We start from the raw sequence: 19,316 nt of genomic DNA, 5'->3' as shown, positions 1-19,316 counted from the left end.
GCCCCGCACCACCGCCGTGCGCCACCGCCCCGTACCACCCCCGCGTCACGCTCACCGAGGAGCCGTCATGAGCACCGTGCCTCCCGCGATCGCCGCCGCCGTCGGGCCCCTGCCCGACGGGGCCGTGATCCCGCTGCCGCCCACCTTCGAGTCCGTCGAGGAGGAACGCGCGTACCGCAAGGAGCAGCTCGCCGCCGGGTTCCGGATCTTCGGGAGGTTCGGCTTCTCCGAGGGCGTCGCCGGGCACATCACGGTCCGCGACCCCGGCGACCCGAACGCCTTCTGGGTCAACCCGTTCGGCATGAGCTTCACCCAGATCAAGGCCTCGGACCTGATCCTGGTCGACCACGAGGGGAACGTCCTCGAAGGGCGCCGGCCGGTGAACCGGGCCGCGTTCGTCATCCACTCCCGGGTCCACGCCGCCCGCCCCGACGCGATCGCCGCCGCGCACTCGCACTCCCTGCACGGCAAGGCCTTCTCCAGCCTCGGCATCCCGCTCGACCCGATCACCCAGGACGCCTGCGCGTTCTTCGAGGACCACGGGATCTACGACGACTACCGGGGCGTCGTGAACGAGACCGAGGAGGGCGAGCGGGTCGCCAAGGCCCTCGGCGACCACAAGGCGGTCATCCTCAAGAACCACGGGCTGCTGACCGTCGGCCACTCGGTCGCCGAGGCCGTGTGGTGGTTCGTCACCATGGAGCGCTCCTGCCAGGCGCAGCTCCTCGCGATGGCGGCCGGAACTCCGCAGCTCATCGACCGCGAGACGGCCCTCGTCACCCGGGGGCAGATCGGCGGACACCTGGCCGGCTGGTTCCAGGCGCGCCCGCTGTGGGATCAGATCACCGCGTCCGACCCCGACCTGTTCGACTGACCCTCGGGGCCCTGGTCGGGGAGCTCGCGCGTCGTCGCCTCCAGGAGCGGGACGAGGAAATGCCGTTCCAGGGTGCCGGGCGGCAGCTCGGCGGGCTCCACGTAGCTCTGCGCGAGACCGCCCTCGCGCAGGGCGATCAGGAGGCGGGCGAACCGGTCGGCCTCCACGGTCAGTTCGCGCCCGGCCCGGCGCAGTACGAGGGTGAGGCCGCGGGCGATCTCGGCCCGCAGCCGCTCGTCGTGGCGGGCGAGCACCCAGGCGGCCTGCGGATCGCGGATGGCGTGCAGGGTGAACTCGGTGGTGACGAGGTACCACGCGCGCTCGTCCGGTTCGACGCGGGCGGCGAGCTCCGCGAGCCGGGTCAGGGTGTACTCGTCGGGGGTCAGCGCGTCGATGGACTCGGCGAGGCGTCGTACGGTCCGCTCGCTGTGCTCGTCGAAGAGGGCGAGGAAGAGCTCTTCCTTGCTGGCGAAGTTCGAGTAGTACGCGCCCCGCGTATAGCCGGCGGCCTCGCAGATCTGCTCGATCGTCGTCGCGTGGAAGCCGTGCTCGGCGAAGGTCTCCAGGGCGGCCTGCAGGAGCGCCGCGCGGGTACGGGGCCGCCGCCTGGTGACACCTTTCGGCACGGGTGCGTCCTCCTCGTCAGACAGGCCCTGAGGCCGCTCGCGCGGCGGACGCCCACCTTACCGGCGTCGCCTTCACGTGCGGCGACCAGCACCGACGGCTCCGCACGGGGCGGCGACCAGCACCGACGGCTCTTCCTGGGCGGCGACCAGCACCGACGGCTTCTTCCCGGGCGGCCGTCGGCACCGGCGGATAAGATTCACGCATGGCAGAGCGGCCCGTCGTGCCCGCGGCGCCCGATCTTGTCCTCGAGATCGACGGGGACGCGACGCTCATGAAACCGAGCCGCGTCTATCGCATCGGGCGCGACCCCACCAGCGACATCGTGCTCGCGGACGCCCGGGCGTCCTGGCACCACGCGGTGCTCAGCGCCGCCGGCGGCCACTGGACCCTGGCGGACGAGGGCAGTACGAACGGCACGTTCGCGGACGGTCGGCGGCTCGCCTCCGCGCGGGAGGTCGGTGCCGGGACGGTCGTACGGTTCGGGCATCCGGCCGACGGACCGCGCGCGGTGCTCTCGACGGGCGCCCCGGCCCGGGACGCGGAACCGCCCGGCGTACAGGACCCGCCCCTGCTGCCGCCCCCGCCTCCCCCGGAGGCCGTACGGGACGTGCCGCCCGAGGCGCCGCCCTCCCCGGCGGTCGTGGAGGGGCTGCCGCCCGAGTCGCCGCTCCCCCTGCCGGAGCCGCCGGCCGTCGGCCTCCGGCCGAAGCCCGCCCCGGAACCCGCCCCCGCACCCCGGCCCAAGGTCCTCCGGCCGCCCTCCGTCTCGTATCCCGCCGCGACCGGGACCTTCCGGCAGCCCACGTCCGTGCGGCCGCTGCCGGTCCACAGCATCCGGATCGGGCGCGCGCCCGACAACGACGTCGTCGTCGCCGACCTGGTCGTCTCCCGGCGGCACGCCGAGCTCCGCGCCCATCCCGACGGCACGTACTGGATCCACGACCTCGGCAGTCACAACGGCACCTTCCTCAACGGCGCCCCCGTCGTGGACGCGCGCGTGACGCCTGAGGACATCGTCGGCATCGGCCGGTGCGCGTTCTGCCTGATCGGCGGGCAGCTCGTCGAGTTCACCGACACCGGCGAGGTCTCGCTCGACGTGCGCTCGCTCGCGGTGACCGTCGACCGAGGGCGCCGTACGCTGCTCGACGAGGTGTCGTTCCCGGTGGGCCAGAAGTGCCTCCTCGCGGTCGTCGGACCGTCCGGCGCCGGGAAGTCGACGCTCCTGGGCGCGCTCACCGGCCAGCGCCCGGCCGACCGGGGCACGGTGCTCTACGACGGCCGTGACCTCTACAAGGACTACGCCGAGCTGCGGCAGCGCATCGGGCTCGTCCCGCAGGACGACATCCTGCACCTCCAGCTCACCGTCCGCCGGGCCCTCGGGTACGCGGCCGAACTGCGCTTCCCCGAGGACACCGTGGCGGCCGAACGGCGGGCCCGGGTCGACGAGGTGATCCGGGAGCTCGGGCTCGTGGAGCGCGCCGAGCAGCCGATCCACAGCCTCTCGGGCGGTCAGCGCAAACGGGTGAGCGTCGCCCTCGAACTGCTCACCAAGCCCTCCCTGCTCTTCCTGGACGAGCCGACCTCAGGCCTCGACCCGGGCATGGACCGCTCCGTGATGCACATGCTGCGCGACCTGGCGGACGACGGCCGCACGGTCGTCGTGGTCACGCACAGCGTGCTCAGCCTCGACGTGTGCGACCGGCTGCTCGTACTCGCGCCGGGCGGCCGGGTCGCGTACTACGGGCCGCCCGCCGACTCGCTCGGCTTCTTCGGCTTCACGCAGTGGCCGGAGGCCTTCGAGGCCTTCGAGAACGACCGGGACCGCGACTGGGCCGGGCAGTACCGGTCCTCCCTGTTCCACCGCAGGTACATCGCGGAGGCTACGGTCCGCCCCGACGTCCCCGTGCCCGCCGCCCCGGCTCACGAGGCGGGCGAACCCGCTCCGCCGCCGAAGGCGCAGAGCTGGGGCTCCCAGCTGCGGACGCTCGTACGCCGTTACGCGGCGGCGCTCTCCGCCGACCGGACCTTCCTCGCCATCATGATCGCGCTGCCGTTCGTGATGGGCGCGATGGCCCGGGCGCTCTCCGAGGGCAGTCTCAACCCCGAGTCGACGATGAACGTGCTGCTCATCCTCTGCGTGGGCGGCGTCCTCACGGGCGCGGCGAACGCCGTACGCGAACTGGTCAAGGAGCGCACGATCTACCGGCGCGAGAGAGCCGTCGGCCTGTCCCGCTCCGCCTATCTCGCCTCCAAGGTGGTGGTCCTCGGTTCGATCACCGTCGTGCAGGCCGTGGTGCTGACCCTGGTGGCCCTGATCGGCGTGCCGCTGAACGTGCCCGGCGGCAAGGGCGTCCTGATGCCGCCGCTCGTGGAGATCACCCTCGCGGTCGCGCTGCTCGCCTTCACGGCGATGATGCTCGGCCTGCTGGTCTCGGCGCTCGTCCGCAAGGAGGAGGTGACGATGCCGCTGCTCGTCCTCCTCGCGATCGTGCAGGTGGTGTTCTGCGGGGCGCTGCTCAAGGTGCGCGGCACGCCGGTCCTGGAACAGCTGGCCTGGCTGGTGCCCTCGCGGTGGGCGTTCGCGGCGATGGGCGCGACGATCGACATCGGGAAGATCGCGCCGGGCCCGAAGACCGCGGATCCGCTGATGCGGCACACGGCGGCGGCCTGGCTGTTCGACATGGGCATGCTGGTGGTGCTCTGTCTCGTCCTCGGCCTGGTCGTGGCGCGGCTGCTGCGCCGCCACGAGCCGGTCGTCATGCGGAGGTAGGCCCGTGGTCCCCGCACCGGAGGTGAGCCCGTGAGCGTCCCCGTACCCGAGTACGACGTGCCGGACTTCCGGCCCACCCATGTGGTGCCGCGTTCCGGGCTCTCCGCCTGGGAGGCGCCCGATCCCGGGCTGCCCACGGCGCCCCTCGACGCCTTCCTGCCGGTGTGCCTCGTGGAGCGGTCCGGCGACTGGGGGCGGGTGCTGTGCTCCAACGGCTGGACCGCGTGGGTCGACGCGCGCCTCCTCGTGAGCGTGCCCGACGACCCTCCGGCGGCGGGCCGGCCGCTCACTAGGACCGCCGATCCCCGGCCGCTCGTCGCCCGCGCCGAGGACGCGCTCGGGCGGTACCGGCGGGCGGCGGAGGAGCTGGGCGCGGGCCGTCTCGACGGCGAGGGCTTCCGGCTGCGGACCCGCGGCCTGCGGGCCGGCGTGGTCGTCGACGGCGAGTCGGTGTGGCTGTACGACGCGGAGCACGAGCGCTGGGTGTACTGCGACGGCATCGGACTCAGTACGTACGCGGCCTCGGCGGCGCCCGCTCCCGCACAGGCGCCCACTCCGGCTCAAGCGCCCGCTCCGGCTCAGGCGCCCGCTCCCGCTCAGGCGCCCGACGAGGCCGGCGACGACGCCCGTGAGCGGGCCTCGGCGCCCCCGCCGGGATACGAGCCCACGCAGGTGGTCCCCCAGGTGGACCCGGCGGTGGCGGCGGGGCCGCCGCCCACCCAGGTCGTGGGGCCGAACGGACCGGCGGGTGAGGGCCGATGACCGGGGACCCGGAGATCCCGGCGGGGCGGCCCTCGGGTCTCGTCGGCAAGGAGATCGCTGGCTACCGTGTGGAGGGCGAGATCGGGCGCGGCGGCATGGCGGTCGTGTACCGGGCGCTCGACCTGCGCCTCGACCGGACGGTGGCGCTGAAGCTGCTCGCCCCGGAGCTGGCCCGCAACGACACCTTCCGCAAGCGCTTCGCGCACGAGTCGCGGGTCGCCGCCTCGATCGACCACCCGCACATCGTGCCGGTCTTCGACGCGGGCGAGACGGAGGGCGTGCTGTACATCGCCATGCGGTACGTGGCGGGGCAGGACCTGGTGGCCCTGCTCGACCGCGAGGGGCCGCTGCCGCCGGTGAAGGCGGGGCGGATCGCGGTGCAGGTCGCCTCGGCGCTTGACGCGGCGCACGCGCACGACCTGGTGCACCGGGACGTGAAGCCGGGCAACATCCTGGTCGCCGAGGGCACCGACGGCGACCACCCGGAGCACGTCTACCTGACCGACTTCGGGCTGACGAAGAAGTCGCTGTCCCTCACGGGATTCACGACGGTGGGCGAGTTCGTCGGGACGCTCGACTACGTGGCGCCCGAGCAGATCTCGGGCAAGCCGGTGGACGGCCGGTGCGACGTCTACAGCCTGGCGTGCGTGGTCTTCGAGACCTTGACCGGGGCGCCGCCGTTCCGCCGCGAGACCGACTGGGCGGTGCTGTGGGCGCAGCAGTACGATCCGCCGCCCCCGCTCTCCGAGGTGCGGCCGGGGCTCCCGTCGGCGGCGGACGCGGTGTTCGCCAGGGCGCTGGCGAAGACGCCCGAGGAGCGGTACGGGACGTGCCTGGAGTTCGTCGCCGAGCTGCGCGCCGTCCTGACGGGCGCGGGCGGCGGCGGCCCGGTGGTGGTACCGCCGGAGCCGGAGCCGGACCGGCTCGGCGCGCCGCCCACGCCGCCCGCGTGGGCGCGGCCGGTGTTCAGGGAGCTGGACTAGGGCCTGCCTGGTCGACCTCGCCCTTGCGGTGGACCCGGGAGGCGAGGAGGCCGCCGAGGAAGCCGAAGGCCAGGCCCCAGAGGAGCGCGAATCCGGCCGTCTTCCACACGTCCGGGCGGAGGATCACCTCGCCGCCGAGTGAGGCGAGGTCGCCGATGCCGATGACCGAGAGGCCGAAGCGGGCCTCGACCAGGGTGAGCGGTGCGGCGACCAGCATGGTGAGCGCGAAGGCGATGCCCAGGTGCAGGGAGTGCTGCCAGAGCGTGATCCGGGCCGGGGAGCGGACGGCCGCCACGAAGGCGGCGGCGAGCACCAGGACGGCGGCGACGGGCAGCAGCCACCACGCGCGCGCGTCCTGGGCGGCGAGCGAGGACAGGTCGACGGTCGAGAGGTCCGGGCTTTCGCCCTTGCTGCGCATGACGGCGTCGAGGATCTCCGGCATGGGCAGGCCGAAGGGGCCTTCCACCTTGCCCTGCCAGGAGCCGCCGATGCCGACGCCCAGCGCGAGCCAGGTGATGTTGGGGAGGCCCAGGAGGAGGACGGCGAGGGTCTCCGCGGTGTGGCCCTTGGCCGCCGCGACGACGATCCCGATGACCAGGCCGACGACGACGTACGCGAGGAGCAGCAGGAGCATCGCGAAGGCCGCGGGCCGGACGGGTTCCTGGTAGCGCAGGAGCCGGGACGGCAGCGGGGTCCTGCGGGAGACGAGGAGGGCGATGGCGAGCACGCCGAGGATCCACAGGAGCCCGTAGAAGAGGGTGGGTCCGAGGTCGGTGCGGAAGCCGACGGTCGGGTTCACGGCGTCCAGGAGCTCGCCGAAGAGGTCCATGAGGGAGTCCTGGGCGTTGCCGCCGCCGATGGTGATCGGGAAGTCGTGGCGGGCGAGGGCCGAGAGGCCCGCGAGGGCGGCGAGCCAGAGCACGACGACGCTCGCCGCGCGGAGCAGGAGTTCGTGGGCGCTGGTCACCGCGTGGTGGCGCAGGGGGCGCAGGAAGCAGAAACCGGTGACCAGTGCGCCCACCAGGGTGACGGTGAGCGGCATGGCGGTCAGTTCGGCCTGGGTGCCGGCGAGGGCGCCCGCGTCGCCGGAGAGTTCGACCTGGCCGCCGGAGGCCATGACGACGACCGCCGCGAGGACGGACGCGAAGCCACTGGGCAGGTCGGCGGCGCCCGCGGCCCAGAGGCCGAGCCCGGCGAAGACGCCCATCGCGACGAACCCGGCGACCACGGCGGCCAGGGCCTGGAGGACGACGCGGGCGTAGAGCCCGGTCGGGGTCGCGGGTGTCCGCGCGGGGGCGGGGAGCCGACTGCTCGTCACGCTGCCCACGCTAGTGCCGGGGACGGGGGCCCGCTTGCGGACGGGGCGGGCTTCCGCGGGCTTCCGCTTGCTTCGGCTTGCTTCCGCTTGCGGGTGGGCACCGTTCGGCGCACACAATGGGCGCGGAACGGAAGAAAGGGAAAAACGTGACTTCCCACCCGCCGTCCGGCCCTCCGTCGGTTCCCCCCGCAGGTCCCCCCTCGGGCCCCCTTTCGGGCCCGAGTACACGCCCGGGAAGCGCCGGCCCCCCACCGCCTCCCGGACCGCCCCACGACGGTTCGGGAGGCGGGGGCGGGGGCGGCTCCGGTGGCGGTGACTCGGGAAGCGGGGGTGACTCCGGAAACGGGAGCGGCGGCAAGGGTCGCGGCCGCCCCTGGTGGCGTTCCGTCCCGAAGGTCGCCTCGATCACGGCCGTGCTCGTGGCGGGCGCGGCGCTGGCGGTCGTCCTCACCAACCGCCCCGACGACAAGGGCGGCACGACGGGATCCGGCGGTGGCGAGGTGTTCCTGCAGAACGCCGCCGCGACCGGTCCGGACCCGTTCACCCGCTCGACGGCCCGCACCGACGGCGGCTCCGCACCGCCGCCCTCGCTGCCGCCCCGTACCGCCTCGACCGTGCCCGAGATGTCGGGGTCGACGCCCGGCCTCTACGGCGGTACGCGGGCGGTGTCCAGCTGCGACGTCGAGCAGCAGGTGCGCTACCTCTCCGCCGAGCCCGCGAAGAACGCGGCCTTCGCCTCGGTCGCCGGCATCCCGGCGAGCGACGTCCCGGCGTACCTCCGCTCCCTGACCCCGCTTCAGCTCCGGGTCGACACCCGGGTGACGAACCACGGCTTCCGCGACGGCGCGGCCACCACCTACCAGTCGGTGCTCCAGGCGGGCACGGCGGTCATGGTCGACGGCCACGGCGTGCCGCGGGTCCGCTGCGCCTGCGGCAATCCGCTCACCGGCCCGGTGGCGCAGAAGGCTCCGCGCACGACCGGCACCGCGTGGCCGGGCTTCAGCTCCCAGCAGGTCGTCGTGGTGGCGCCCTCGGTGACGGTCGTGAACGTCTTCGTGGTGTACGACACCGAGGACGACGGCTGGTTCGCGCGGATCCACGGCGACACGGGCAGGCACGACAGGCCGACGCCTCCACCGCCGGCCACGCTCTCCCCTGCGCCGCCCACGTCCGCCTCCCCGTCCAGCCCGCCCCCCTCGTCGCCCGTGCCGTGCGTGACGGTGACGGGTACGGAGACCCCGACGCCGAGCAACGGGGTCACCCCGTCGCCGTGCCCCTCGACGCTCTCCCCGCCGTCATCGTCGTCCCCGGAGTCGCCGTCGTCCGACTCCTCCGGCCCGACGGACTCGTCACCGTCGACGGAATCGTCGAGCCCGGCGTCGGAACCGGCCTCGGACAGCTCGCCACCGCAGCAACAGGCGGAGCAGTCGGCGGCGGCGATCTCACCGGTGGGGTCGCTGTCGCCGCTGGGATCGCGGCTCCCGTCGGCATCGAAGCCGGGTTCGGCGTCGAGTTCCGCGTCGATCCCCGCATCGGCGTCGGTGCCGGGTTCGGCGTCACGTACCGCCTCGCGTTCGGCGTCGGGCCCGGCCCCCACTCCGGCGCCCGGCCCTGGCCCCGGCCCCGGCTCCGGCTCCGGCTCCGGCTCCGCGCCGATCGTCTGAGCGACCGGCCCCCGTCGTCAGGGGCGTACTTCCGTACCGGTCCGTCCTTCCGGTACGGAGGTACGGGCGTTCCGCCGCATGACGCGGGCCTCGCCCGGGAGCAGGACCGGACCCGGAACGGTCAGCACCGGCCCGGCCGCACGGCGCTTGACCGTGCCCAGCACAGGCCGTCGGTGGAGCCGGGCGAACCTGCCCCGGCCCGGCGCCCGGCCGAGGACCAGCAGGTCCCCCGGACGGGCGGCCGCCGCGCACAGCACGCCCGCCGGGGCGCCCCGAACCACCCGCATCTCGAAGGGGAGGTCCGCGGGGGCTCCGCCGAGCCCGTCGGCGAGTGCGTCCTCCAGACGCCGCCGGGCGTCCTCGCCCCACAGGCGCGCCCAGGCCCGGTCCGGCATCCGGGCGAACAGCGCCTCCCCCTCCGAGGGTTCCCAGGCCAGTACCGCCAGGAGCGCCCTTCCGTCGCGGCGGGCGAGGGCGGCCGCGTACCGCAGGGCGGCGAGGGAGGCGAGCGAGCCGGTCACGCCGACGACGACCCGGCCGCCGTCCCGCGAGAACAAGCCGGTCATGCCGGTTCGCAGGCGTGAGCGCCGGGCGTCGGTGCCGCGGCGCCGGGCTCCGCGGGAGTACGGGCCGCGGGCCTCGCGCGCAGGGATCGGAGCCAGGCTCCGATCGGCATCGGGCGGCCCGCGCGCTCCTCCGCTCGCCGCTGCCACATCCGCTCGTCGCGGTCGGTGAAGTGTCCGGACATCGGTCCTTCCTTCCATGAGGGCCACTGGAGAGGAGTCTGTAGGCTTATTGGCCCGGACATCAGAGCCAATAAGGAGTGATTGGCATGGCAGTGGCACGTGTGGTCCACACCGCGGACCGGACCCTGACGGGCCGCCAGCTCGCGTCGCTGCTCACCCCTCCCCCGGACGGCCGCTTCGGGTACCGGGAGCTCGCGCGGGCCGTGCGGGAGGCGCTGCTCGACGGCCGGGTGGCGCTGCGGCTGCGGCTGCCGGCCGAGCGGGAGCTCGCCGCGGTGCTGAGCGTGAGCCGTACCACCGTGACGGGGGCGTACGACCTGCTCCGGGAGAGCGGGTACGCGCACAGCCGGCGCGGCGCGGGTACGTGGACCGCGCTGCCGGACGGGCAGGCGCCCACCGCGCTCGGGGCCTTCCAGGACGACACCGGCGCGACCATCGACCTCGCGCTCGCCGCCCCGCACGCGCCGGAGGCCGAGCTGTCCGCAGCCCTCGCGGCGGCCGCCGCCGAGCTGCCGCGCTACGCCGGCGCGCAGGGCTACCACCCGTACGGGCTGCCCGCGCTGCGCGCCGCCGTCGCCGACCGCTACACGGCCCGGGGCCTGCCGACCCTGCCGGACCAGATCCTCATCACGACAGGTGCGCAGCAGGCCGTCTCGCTGGTGCTCGCGCTGCTCGGCCGGGCCGGCGACCGGGTGCTGGCCGAGAACCCCTCGTACACGAACGCCCTCGACGCGATGCGCGGGCGCATGCTCCGGGTGGCGCCGGTCCCGGTGACGGAGGCCGGCTGGGACTCCGGGCTCGTCGACGCGACGCTCCGGCAGACCGCGCCGCGTCTCGCCTATCTGATCCCGGACTTCCACAACCCGACCGGGCGGCTCATGCCGACGGAGCAGCGGCGGGAGCTCGCCCGGTCCGCGCGCGCCACCGGGACGTGGCTGGTCGTCGACGAGACGCTCACGGACATCGCCCTCGACGTGCCCGCGCCGGTGCCGTTCGCCGCGGCGGCGGGCGGCGGAGGCGGTGAGCAGATCGTCTCCGTCGGCTCGCTGAGCAAGAGCTGCTGGGGCGGGCTGCGGGTCGGCTGGGTGCGGGCCGCGTCCCGGGTGGTGACCGAGCTGGCCCGGGTCCGGATCACGGCCGACCTGTCCGGTTCCGTGCTCGACCAGCTGGTGGCCGTCGCCCTGATGGACCGTCTCGACGTGATCCTGCCGCAGCGCCTCGACGAGCTGCGGCTGCGCCGGTCCGCGCTGAGCGACGCACTGGCCCGGCACGTGCCGGAGTGGCGGTGGGAGGTGCCGCCGGGCGGGATGTGCCTCTGGATCGACCTGGGCCGGCCGGTCGCTTCCGCCCTGGCGTCCCGGGCCCTGCGGCACGGCGTACGGGTGGAGGGCGGGGCCCGGTTCGGGGTGGATCCGGGAACGCACGAGCACCGGCTGCGGATCCCGTTCACGCTGCCCGTGGACGTATACGAACCGGCGGCGGAGCGGCTCGCGGCGGCCCTGGAGAACGCCCCGGGGCACGTCGCCGACCCGGCCCTGCCGGACTGGGTGGCCTGACCGGCCCGGCGGGCCGCCTCATATTCGGATGCCCGCCCGGGGTGGTCCGTGTACGGTCCACCGAGTGGAAGCGCTCTCCGACAAACAGATCCGCTCGTCCTTCGTGAACTGCAGCAAGGGCGAGGCGGCGCGGCTCAAGCTGCCCCTCGACTTCGCCGAACTCCCCTGGGAGGACCTGGACTTCCTCGGCTGGGTCGACCCGGGCGCGCCCCTGCGGGCGCACCTGGTCGTCCCGCGCGAGGACGGGCCGCTCGGCGTGACCCTGCGGGTCCCGGCCACCGGCCGCACCAGTGCCGTGAAGTCCAGCATGTGCCAGGTCTGCCTGACGGCGCACGCGTCCTCGGGCGTCACGCTCCTGGTGGCGCCGCTGGCCGGCAGCCGTGGCCGCGAGGGGAACACGGTCGGGATCTACGTCTGCGCCGACCTCGCCTGCTCCCTCTACGTCCGGGGCCGGCGGCAGCCGAAGCTGCGCGCCCGGCGCCACGAGGAGTCGCTCACCCTCGACGAGCAGGTCGCCCGGCTGACGGGCAACCTGGACGCGTTCGTCGACCGGGTGACGGCGGGCTGAGGAACCCGGGGGTGTCCGGGCTCAGCGGAAGGCCTGCTCGCCGGTGAGCGCCTTGCCGATGACCAGCGAATGGACCTCGCTCGTGCCCTCGTAGGTGAGCACCGACTCCAGGTTGTTGGCGTGGCGCAGCACCGGGTACTCCAGGGTGATGCCGTTGGCGCCCAGGATGGTCCGGCATTCGCGGGCGATCGCGATCGCCTCGCGGACGTTGTTCAGCTTGCCCACGCTGACCTGCTCGGCGGTGAGCGTGCCCGCGTCCTTGAGCCGGCCGAGGTGGACGGCGAGGAGCATGCCCTTGCCGAGCTCGACGGACATGTCGGCGAGCTTCTGCTGCGTCAGCTGGTACGAGGCGAGGGAGCGGGCGAAGACGACCCGGTCCTTGGCGTAGGAGATCGCCGTCTCCAGACAGTCGCGGGCGGCGCCGAGCGCGCCGAAGACGATGCCGAAGCGGGCCTCGTTGAGGCAGCCGAGCGGGCCGGAGAGGCCGCGGGCCTCGGGCAGCATCGCGTCGGCGGGGAGCCGCACGTCCTCGAAGACCAGTTCGCTGGTGACGCTCGCGCGCAGCGAGAGCTTCATCTTGATCTCGGGGGCGCTGAAGCCGGGGGTGCCGGCCGGAACGAGGAAGCCGCGGACGCCGTCCTCGGTCCGCGCCCAGACGACGGCGACGTCGGCCACCGAACCGTTGGTGATCCACATCTTGGTGCCGTTCAGCACCCAGTCGGAGCCGTCCCGCTTCGCGTTGGTCCGCATGGCGCCCGGGTCCGATCCGGCGTCCGGCTCGGTGAGGCCGAAGCAGCCGATGTACTCGCCGGCCGCCATCTTCGACAGCCACCGCTGCTTCTGCTCCTCGGAGCCGTACTTCCAGATCGCGTACATGGCGAGGGAACCCTGCACGGAGACGAGCGAGCGCAGTCCGGAGTCGACGGCCTCCAGCTCCAGGCAGGCGAGGCCGTACGCGACGGAGTTGGTGCCCGCGCAGCCGTAGCCCTCCAGGTGCATGCCGAGCACACCGGCGCCGCCGAGGGTGCGGGCCAGCTCGCGGGCGGGGATCTCGCCCTTCTCGAACCAGCCGGCGACGTGCGGCCGCAGCTCGCGGTCGGCGACGGCGCGCACGGTGTTCCGGATGTCCCGTTCCTCGTCGGTCAGGAGTCCGTCGATGGCGAGCAGGTCGAAGGGGTGGACGGGGGTGGACGGCGACTTCACGGACGGCCTCCTGGCGACTGTGGCAACTCGGCGAGCCGAAGCGTAGCGGCAGATCGGATATTGGATCCAGTATTGAAAATCCCACACCCGAGCCCTACGGTCCGATTGGATCCAATCTCCAGCCACCTGGATCCAACCTCCAATCAGCGGGATCCAATCTCCAACCACCAGGATCCAACCGGCTGGATCCAATCTCCTGGGTCCAATCTCCAATCGCCTGGATCCGACCTCGAGTTATCGGATCCAGTCTCCGGTATTCACCAGCGGGAGCGAGGGAAGCCTCATGCGCGCAGCTCAGCCGGGCACACCGGGCACGCCACCGACCGGCGGCGCCCTGTCCGGGATCGTCGTCGCCGACTTCGGCCGGGTGCTCGCCGGGCCGTACATGACCATGCTCCTGGCCGACCTCGGCGCGGACGTGATCAAGATCGAGCGGCCGGGCTCCGGTGACGACACGCGCGCGTGGGGACCGCCGTTCGCCACCGGCGAGGCCACCTACTTCCTCGGCGTGAACCGGAACAAGCGGTCCGTGTCGCTCGACCTCACGGACCCCGAGGACCTCGCCACGGCCCGCGCGATCGTGGACCGCGCGGACGTCCTCGTCGAGAACTTCCGCCCCGGCACGATGGAGAAGCTCGGCCTCGGATACGAGGACGTGCGGGCGAGCAACCCCGGGCTCGTCTACTGCTCGGTGACCGGCTTCGGCACCGCCGAGGGCGCCCGGCTGCCCGGCTACGACCTGCTCGTGCAGGCCATGGGCGGCCTGATGAGCGTGACGGGCGAACCCGACGGACAGGGCACGAAGGCGGGCGTGGCCCTGGTCGACGTCATCACCGGCCTCCACGCGGGCCTCGGTGTGCTCGCCGCCCTGCGCCACCGGGAGCGCACCGGCGAGGGGCAGCGGGTCGAGGTCTCCCTGCTCACCTCCCTCCTCTCCGCGCTCACCAACCAGGCCGCCGCGCACCTCGGGGCCGGGGTGGTGCCGCGCGCGATGGGCAACAGGCACCCGAGCATCGCCCCGTACGAGGTGTTCGAGGCGGGAGACCGGCCGCTGGTCCTCGCCGTGGGCAACGACCGGCAGTTCGCGGCGCTGTGCGAGCGGCTCGGTCGGCCGGAGCTCGCCGGGGATCCCCGGTTCGCGACGAACACGGCCCGGGTCGCCCACCGCGAGGAGCTGGTCGAGGCCCTCTCCGGCCCGCTGGCCGGCCGTACCGCCGACGCCTGGTTCGAGGAGCTCACCGCGGCGGGCGTGCCCTGCGGCCCCATCAACGACCTGGCGGCCGCCTTCGAGCTCGCCGACCGGCTGGGGCTCGCGCCGCGCGTCCCGGAGTCGGCGGCCGGTCCCGGACAGGTCGCCCACCCGATCCGGCTCGACGCCACCCCGCCCTCCTACCGCACCGCTCCCCCACGCCTGGGCGAGCACACGGACGGCGTGCTCGCGGAGCTGGGACGAGTTGTCCACAGGGCGTCAGCGGCGGACGGCGGCGCGTAGGAAGATGGTCGGCACCGGCGGCGGGGTCCGCCGCCGGCGACGTGAGGGAACGGAAGGTCACAGGCGATGAGCAGCGCGGAGCAGAGGCGGCGGCCGCAGACCGCCCAGCAGTTCGTCCTGGAGGAACTGCGGCGCGCCATCACCACCGGTGAGCTCAGGCCCGGCGGGCCGATCCGCCAGGAGGCCCTGGCGGCCCGGTTCGAAGTGAGCCGGGTGCCGCTGCGCGAGGCCCTGAAGGCACTGGAGGCCGAGGGCCTGGTGGTCCATCACGTCCACCGGGGCTACTTCGTCGCGGAGCTCTCCCTGAACGACCTGGAGGAGATCTACCGGATCCGGCAGATCCTGGAGACCGAGGCGGTCCGCCTGGCCGTGCGGTGGGCGCCGGACGGCACGATCGCCGCGCTCGAACGGATCCAGCGGGACGTGGAGCGGGCCGCCGAGGAAGGGGACGTGGCCGCGATGGCGGCGGCGAACCGGCTGTTCCACTTCACCCTGATCGAGGCGTCCGGGATGCCGCGCCTCGTCCGCCTCATCACCACCCTGTGGGACGCCACCGACGCGTACCGCTCGCTCTACTACACCGAGTCCGGGCACCGGAAGCAGGCCATACGGGAGCACCGCGCCGTCATCTCCTCGCTCCGCCACGGCGACGAGGAGAACACCGTCCGCTGGCTCGACGAGCACCGGGCCCACGCGGTGGCCGCGCTGCGCGAGGTCCTTGACGCGAAAGCCCCGGAAAAGGACTGACCTCGTGGAGGACCCGGCGGACCAGGCGCACCCGGCGCACCCGGCGGACCCGGTACGGGACCGGCCCGACCGGGCGCGGCATCCGCGCGCCGGACCGCGCCGGCGACGACGAGGAGCGTGGCCACGACGGCCATTCGACGGGCCGCCGTCGGTCGGCGCGCATCTCGGCCCGGGCGGTGGACGGGAGTGCGGTGGTGCTGTCGATCGCTGCGGCTCTTCAGGAGGCGGGTCGGGAGCACGGGAAGGCTTATGATCTCCCGCCGTGGGGACGAGTACAGGCCATGGTGCCCTTGCCCTCCTCGCTGCCCCGCACCCGCAACCGCGGTGCGGAACAGCGCGTCTTCGGACCTGCCGGACGGCGGACGGACGGCGCGGACGGACGTAAGGGAGTCCTGCGGTGAACGGGAAGAGAAGCCGGGCGGCACGGGGAACGTGGCTGATCACGGCCCTGGTGCTGGCCTCGGTCACGGTCGGCTGCCAGAACACGGGAGGCGACGGAGCGGCTGCGGGCCCCGAGCCCGGCAAGTCCGCGGGCGCTTCGAAGGCGCCGGAGCAGGGGAAGGGTAAGGAATCGGCCAAGCCGTCGCCGACGGCGTCGAAGCAGCCGACGGAGCCGACGCAGCCGCCCAAGGACCCTTCGGCGGGGGCGCTGACGTGTGACCAGCTGCGGAACGCGGCGCTGCAGACACCGTCCTTCCATTTCCCCGACGCCCCGGACGGGACGGTCGCCTTCACCGACGGGCGGTGGGAGGGCGACGGCGTGGTGATCGAGCTTCAGCCGCAGTGCGGCATCGGGGACATGACGGGCGACCCCGCCGAGGACGCCGTGGCCGCCGTCAAGGTCACCACCGGCGGCACGGGCAAGTTCTACGGCCTCGTCACCTGGCGCAACGACTCCGGCACCCCGGTGCCCGTGGCAGCCGTCTCGCTGGGCGACCGCACCCCCGTGGTGTCGATCGACGTCTCGTCACCGGCACCTCGCCAGGCGACCGTCGTCTACCTGACGCGCGGGGACTCCGAGCCCTCGGCCGCCGTGACGATCCGCCGCTCCGCCGTGTACCGCGTGACGGAACCCACCCTGACCGAACTCCATCACAGCGACACCTCGTCCACCCCCTGACGGCTCGCTCAGCCGGTCCCGTCGCGCACGGGACCGGCCGGGGGAGGTGCGTGGAGGCTGCGGTTACCCTGTGCGCCGGACGCGAGGAGGAACCATGGCGCGGATGCCGTCGGCCGAACGACGCAGGCAGCTGGTCGAGGCGGCGATCAGGGCGATGACCAGGGACGGGGTCGCCCGGACGACGACGCGGTCGATCTGCGCGGAGGCGGGGGTCTCGCTGAGCGTCTTCCACTACTGCTTCGACTCCAAGCAGGCGCTCCTGGAAGCCGCGATCGAGACGATCACCGGGAACTACGTGGCGCGCGTGATGTCGGCGGTCGAGCCGGGCGCGACGCTGCGCGAGACCGTCCGGGGTGCGCTGCAGACGTACTGGGACCATGTCACGGCCCATCCGGGCGAGCACATGCTGACGTACGACCTCACCCAGTACGCGCTGCGGGAGCCCGGGTTCGAGCATCTGGCGCGCGCCCAGTACGAGCAGTACGTGGCGTCGGCGGCGGCGCTCATCGAGCAGGTCCGCGAGATGCGGGAGCTCGAGCCCCGGGTGCCCGTGGAGGTGCTCGCGCGGTATCTGGCGGCGGCGATCGACGGGCTCACCTTGCAGTTCCTGGTCCTCGGAGACGGGCGCGCGGCCGCCGACCACCTGGATCTGACGGCTGATCAACTCGTATCCCTGATCGAGGGTTGATACCCGTTCCGGGCTCCGCGATTCATCAACAGGTCATTTGACCCGGACTCTTGACTCGTACCTCCGGTAACGCGATCCTCGGGGCGCCGGTACACCCCCACCGCCCGGAGGCATCGCCCGACATGACTCGACCATTCTCGCGCGGGAACGGCGGCAGATCCGCCCTCCTGGCGCTGTTCATCGCCCTCGCCGCGGTGCTGTTCGGCTCCGCTCCGGTCCCCGCCGCCGCGGCCGGCGGCGCGTGGTGGGAGCCCGTGTCCCGGCCCGCGCCCGACTCGCAGATCAACGTCACGGGCGAGCCGTTCAAGGGAACGGACGCGCAGGGCAAGGTGCGCGGGTTCATCGACGCGCACAACCACCTGATGTCCAACGAGGGCTTCGGCGGCCGGATGATCTGCGGGGCGACGTTCTCGCCGGCCAGTGCCGCCGACGCCCTCAAGGACTGTCCCGAGCACTACCCGGACGGCTCCGGGGCGCTCTTCGAACACCTCACGGGCGGTGACAACGGGAAGCACGACCCGGTCGGCTGGCCCACGTTCAAGGACTGGCCCGCCCCCGACTCGATGAGCCACCAGCAGAACTACTACGCGTGGGTCGAGCGGGCCTGGCGCGGCGGGCAGCGGATCCTGGTCAACGACCTGGTGACCAACGGCCTGATCTGCTCGCTCCTCCCGCGTGACCGCGGCTGTGACGAGATGGACGCCATCCGGCTCGAAGCCCGCAAGAGCTACGAGCTGCAGGACTACATCGACCAGATGTACGGCGGCCCGGGCAAGGGCTGGTTCCGCATCGTGACCGACTCCGCGCAGGCCCGCTCGGTGATCCAACAGGGCAAGCTCGCCGTCGTCCTCGGCGTGGAGACCTCGGAGCCCTTCGGCTGCAAGCAGATCCTCGACATCGCGCAGTGCAGCCAGGCGGACATCGACAAGGGTCTCGACGAGCTGTACGGGCTCGGCGTGCGCAGCATGTTCCTCTGCCACAAGTTCGACAACGCCCTCTGCGGCGTCCGCTTCGACAGCGGCACGACGGGCGTGGCGGTCAACATCGGCCAGTTCCTGTCCACGGGCACCTTCTGGGCCACCGAGAAGTGCGCGGGTCCGCAGCACGACAACCCGATCGGCCTGGCCGCCGCGCCGGCCGCGATGGCCGAGAAACTGCCGGCCGGGGTGAGCGTCCCCTCGTACGCCTCGGACGCGAAGTGCAACACCCGGGGTCTCACGCGGCTCGGGGAGTACGCCCTGAAGGGCATGATCCAGCGCGGCATGATGCTGGAGCTCGACCACATGAGCGTCAAGGCCGCCGGGCGTGCGCTCGACATCCTGGAGGCCGAGGAGTACCCGGGCGTCATCTCCAGCCACAGCTGGATGGACATGGACTGGACGGACCGGGTCTACGGGCTCGGCGGATTCGTCGCCCAGTACATGGGCAGCGCTCAGGGCTTCGTCGGCGAGGCCGGCCAGAAGGCCGAGCTGCGCAAGAAGTACGGGGTCGGCCTCGGCTACGGCACCGACATGAACGGCGTCGGCGCCCATCCGGGCCCGGTCGGCGCGGACGCTCCGAACGCGGTGACGTACCCGTTCCGCAGCTTCGACGGCGGCTCGGTCCTCGACCGCCAGGTCACCGGTGAGCGCACCTGGGACCTCAACACCGACGGCGCCGCGCACAACGGTCTCGTACCGGACTGGGTCGAGCAGATCCGGCTCTCCCCCGGCGGTCAGAGCGTCGTGGACGACCTGTCCCGGGGGGCGGAGTCGTACCTGACGACGTGGAAGAAGACCGAGGACCACGAGCCGGGTGTGAACCTGGCGGCCGGGCACCCGGTGTCGGCCTCCACCACCGAGTGGTGGAACCCGTTCGTGGACTTCTCGCCGGGCCTCACGGTCGACGGCAACACCGGGACCCGCTGGGCCAGCGAGTGGTCCGACGACCAGTGGCTGAAGGTGGACCTGGGCTCGGTGCGCCGGATCGGGCGGGTCACCCTCGACTGGGAGCGGGCCTACGCGCGCGCGTACAAGATCGAGCTGTCGGACGACGGCACGACCTGGCGGGACGTGTGGTCCACGGACGCGGGTGACGGCGGCATCGACACGGCGGAGTTCGACTCGCAGTCGGCGCGCTACGTGCGCGTCCACGGGGTGAAGCGGGCCACGGACTGGGGCTACTCACTCTACGAGGTGGCCGTCAACAGGTCCTGAGAG

The 19,316-nt window shown here is 73.3% G+C and carries 16 protein-coding genes; 12 read left to right on the top strand and 4 right to left on the bottom strand.

Going from position 1 to position 19,316, the window contains the following annotated elements; all coding sequences use genetic code 11:
• Positions 1-67 precede the first annotated feature (67 nt).
• Positions 68-874, top strand: a complete 807-nt coding sequence (locus tag ACZ7HT_RS30580) for a class II aldolase/adducin family protein (protein WP_471171795.1) — start codon at positions 68-70, stop codon at positions 872-874.
• Here the strand turns inward: ACZ7HT_RS30580 and ACZ7HT_RS30575 are convergent.
• Entirely contained in the window at positions 838-1,500 is a 663-nt protein-coding gene (locus ACZ7HT_RS30575) for a TetR/AcrR family transcriptional regulator (RefSeq protein WP_471171794.1), read from the bottom strand. The genes ACZ7HT_RS30580 and ACZ7HT_RS30575 overlap by 37 nt on opposite strands.
• 203 nt (positions 1,501-1,703) lie before the next feature.
• On the opposite strand from ACZ7HT_RS30575, the gene ACZ7HT_RS30570 reads away from it, so the two are divergent.
• The 3 genes from ACZ7HT_RS30570 to ACZ7HT_RS30560 are packed head-to-tail and all read left to right on the top strand — an operon-like array spanning position 1,704 to position 6,016.
• A complete protein-coding gene (locus tag ACZ7HT_RS30570) occupies positions 1,704-4,271 on the top strand; it encodes an FHA domain-containing protein (RefSeq protein ID WP_471171793.1) in 2,568 nt (855 codons plus the stop codon).
• A 30-nt stretch (positions 4,272-4,301) separates the two neighbouring features.
• Positions 4,302-5,033, top strand: coding sequence for a hypothetical protein (locus ACZ7HT_RS30565; RefSeq protein WP_471171791.1), 732 nt, complete (start codon positions 4,302-4,304; stop codon positions 5,031-5,033).
• Positions 5,030-6,016, top strand: a complete 987-nt coding sequence (locus tag ACZ7HT_RS30560; RefSeq protein WP_471171790.1) for a serine/threonine-protein kinase — start codon at positions 5,030-5,032, stop codon at positions 6,014-6,016. The genes ACZ7HT_RS30565 and ACZ7HT_RS30560 overlap by 4 nt, the downstream gene beginning before the upstream one ends.
• Here the strand turns inward: ACZ7HT_RS30560 and ACZ7HT_RS30555 are convergent.
• Positions 6,000-7,334 carry a streptophobe family protein gene (locus ACZ7HT_RS30555; RefSeq protein ID WP_471171789.1) on the bottom strand — a complete coding sequence of 445 codons (1,335 nt, stop codon included), beginning with the start codon at positions 7,332-7,334 and terminating at the stop codon, positions 6,000-6,002. The two genes, ACZ7HT_RS30560 and ACZ7HT_RS30555, sit on opposite strands and share 17 nt — an antisense overlap.
• Positions 7,335-7,480: 146 nt before the next feature.
• Between ACZ7HT_RS30555 and ACZ7HT_RS30550 the strand changes: the two genes are divergently transcribed.
• Positions 7,481-8,998 carry a DUF6777 domain-containing protein gene (locus ACZ7HT_RS30550; RefSeq protein WP_471171787.1) on the top strand — a complete coding sequence of 506 codons (1,518 nt, stop codon included), beginning with the start codon at positions 7,481-7,483 and terminating at the stop codon, positions 8,996-8,998.
• Between the two features lie 17 nt (positions 8,999-9,015).
• On the opposite strand, the gene ACZ7HT_RS30545 is transcribed toward ACZ7HT_RS30550, so the two are convergent.
• Positions 9,016-9,564, bottom strand: a complete 549-nt coding sequence (locus ACZ7HT_RS30545) for a universal stress protein (protein WP_471171786.1) — start codon at positions 9,562-9,564, stop codon at positions 9,016-9,018.
• A 266-nt stretch (positions 9,565-9,830) separates the two neighbouring features.
• On the opposite strand from ACZ7HT_RS30545, the gene yczR reads away from it, so the two are divergent.
• Positions 9,831-11,300 carry a MocR-like transcription factor YczR gene (gene yczR, locus ACZ7HT_RS30540; RefSeq protein ID WP_471171784.1) on the top strand — a complete coding sequence of 490 codons (1,470 nt, stop codon included), beginning with the start codon at positions 9,831-9,833 and terminating at the stop codon, positions 11,298-11,300.
• Between the two features lie 28 nt (positions 11,301-11,328).
• Positions 11,329-11,868, top strand: coding sequence for an FBP domain-containing protein (locus ACZ7HT_RS30535; RefSeq protein ID WP_471171782.1), 540 nt, complete (start codon positions 11,329-11,331; stop codon positions 11,866-11,868).
• A 21-nt stretch (positions 11,869-11,889) separates the two neighbouring features.
• On the opposite strand, the gene ACZ7HT_RS30530 is transcribed toward ACZ7HT_RS30535, so the two are convergent.
• The gene (locus ACZ7HT_RS30530) at positions 11,890-13,071 is read right to left on the bottom strand and encodes an acyl-CoA dehydrogenase family protein (RefSeq protein ID WP_471171780.1); all 1,182 of its coding nucleotides are present in this window, start codon (positions 13,069-13,071) and stop codon (positions 11,890-11,892) included.
• Positions 13,072-13,354: 283 nt separating this feature from the next.
• On the opposite strand from ACZ7HT_RS30530, the gene ACZ7HT_RS30525 reads away from it, so the two are divergent.
• The 5 genes from ACZ7HT_RS30525 to ACZ7HT_RS30505 all read left to right on the top strand — a co-directional run bounded on the left by ACZ7HT_RS30525 (position 13,355) and on the right by ACZ7HT_RS30505 (position 19,313).
• Complete coding sequence (locus ACZ7HT_RS30525; RefSeq protein WP_471171778.1) at positions 13,355-14,563, top strand: CaiB/BaiF CoA transferase family protein; 1,209 nt, start codon at positions 13,355-13,357, stop codon at positions 14,561-14,563.
• A gap of 66 nt (positions 14,564-14,629) precedes the next feature.
• Positions 14,630-15,310: a GntR family transcriptional regulator gene (locus tag ACZ7HT_RS30520; protein ID WP_471171777.1), complete on the top strand. Its 681-nt coding sequence runs from the start codon at positions 14,630-14,632 to the stop codon at positions 15,308-15,310.
• A gap of 397 nt (positions 15,311-15,707) precedes the next feature.
• Positions 15,708-16,430: a hypothetical protein gene (locus ACZ7HT_RS30515; protein ID WP_471171776.1), complete on the top strand. Its 723-nt coding sequence runs from the start codon at positions 15,708-15,710 to the stop codon at positions 16,428-16,430.
• A gap of 94 nt (positions 16,431-16,524) precedes the next feature.
• A complete protein-coding gene (locus tag ACZ7HT_RS30510; RefSeq protein WP_471171774.1) occupies positions 16,525-17,118 on the top strand; it encodes a TetR/AcrR family transcriptional regulator in 594 nt (197 codons plus the stop codon).
• A 122-nt stretch (positions 17,119-17,240) separates the two neighbouring features.
• On the top strand, positions 17,241-19,313 hold the full coding sequence (locus tag ACZ7HT_RS30505) for a galactose-binding domain-containing protein (protein ID WP_471171773.1): 2,073 nt from the start codon (positions 17,241-17,243) through the stop codon (positions 19,311-19,313).
• The last annotated feature ends 3 nt before the right edge of the window (positions 19,314-19,316 follow it).

The sequence above is a fragment of the Streptomyces sp. NPDC037410 genome, from assembly GCF_055602235.1.
This window is presented reverse-complemented; position numbering and strand designations above follow the sequence as displayed.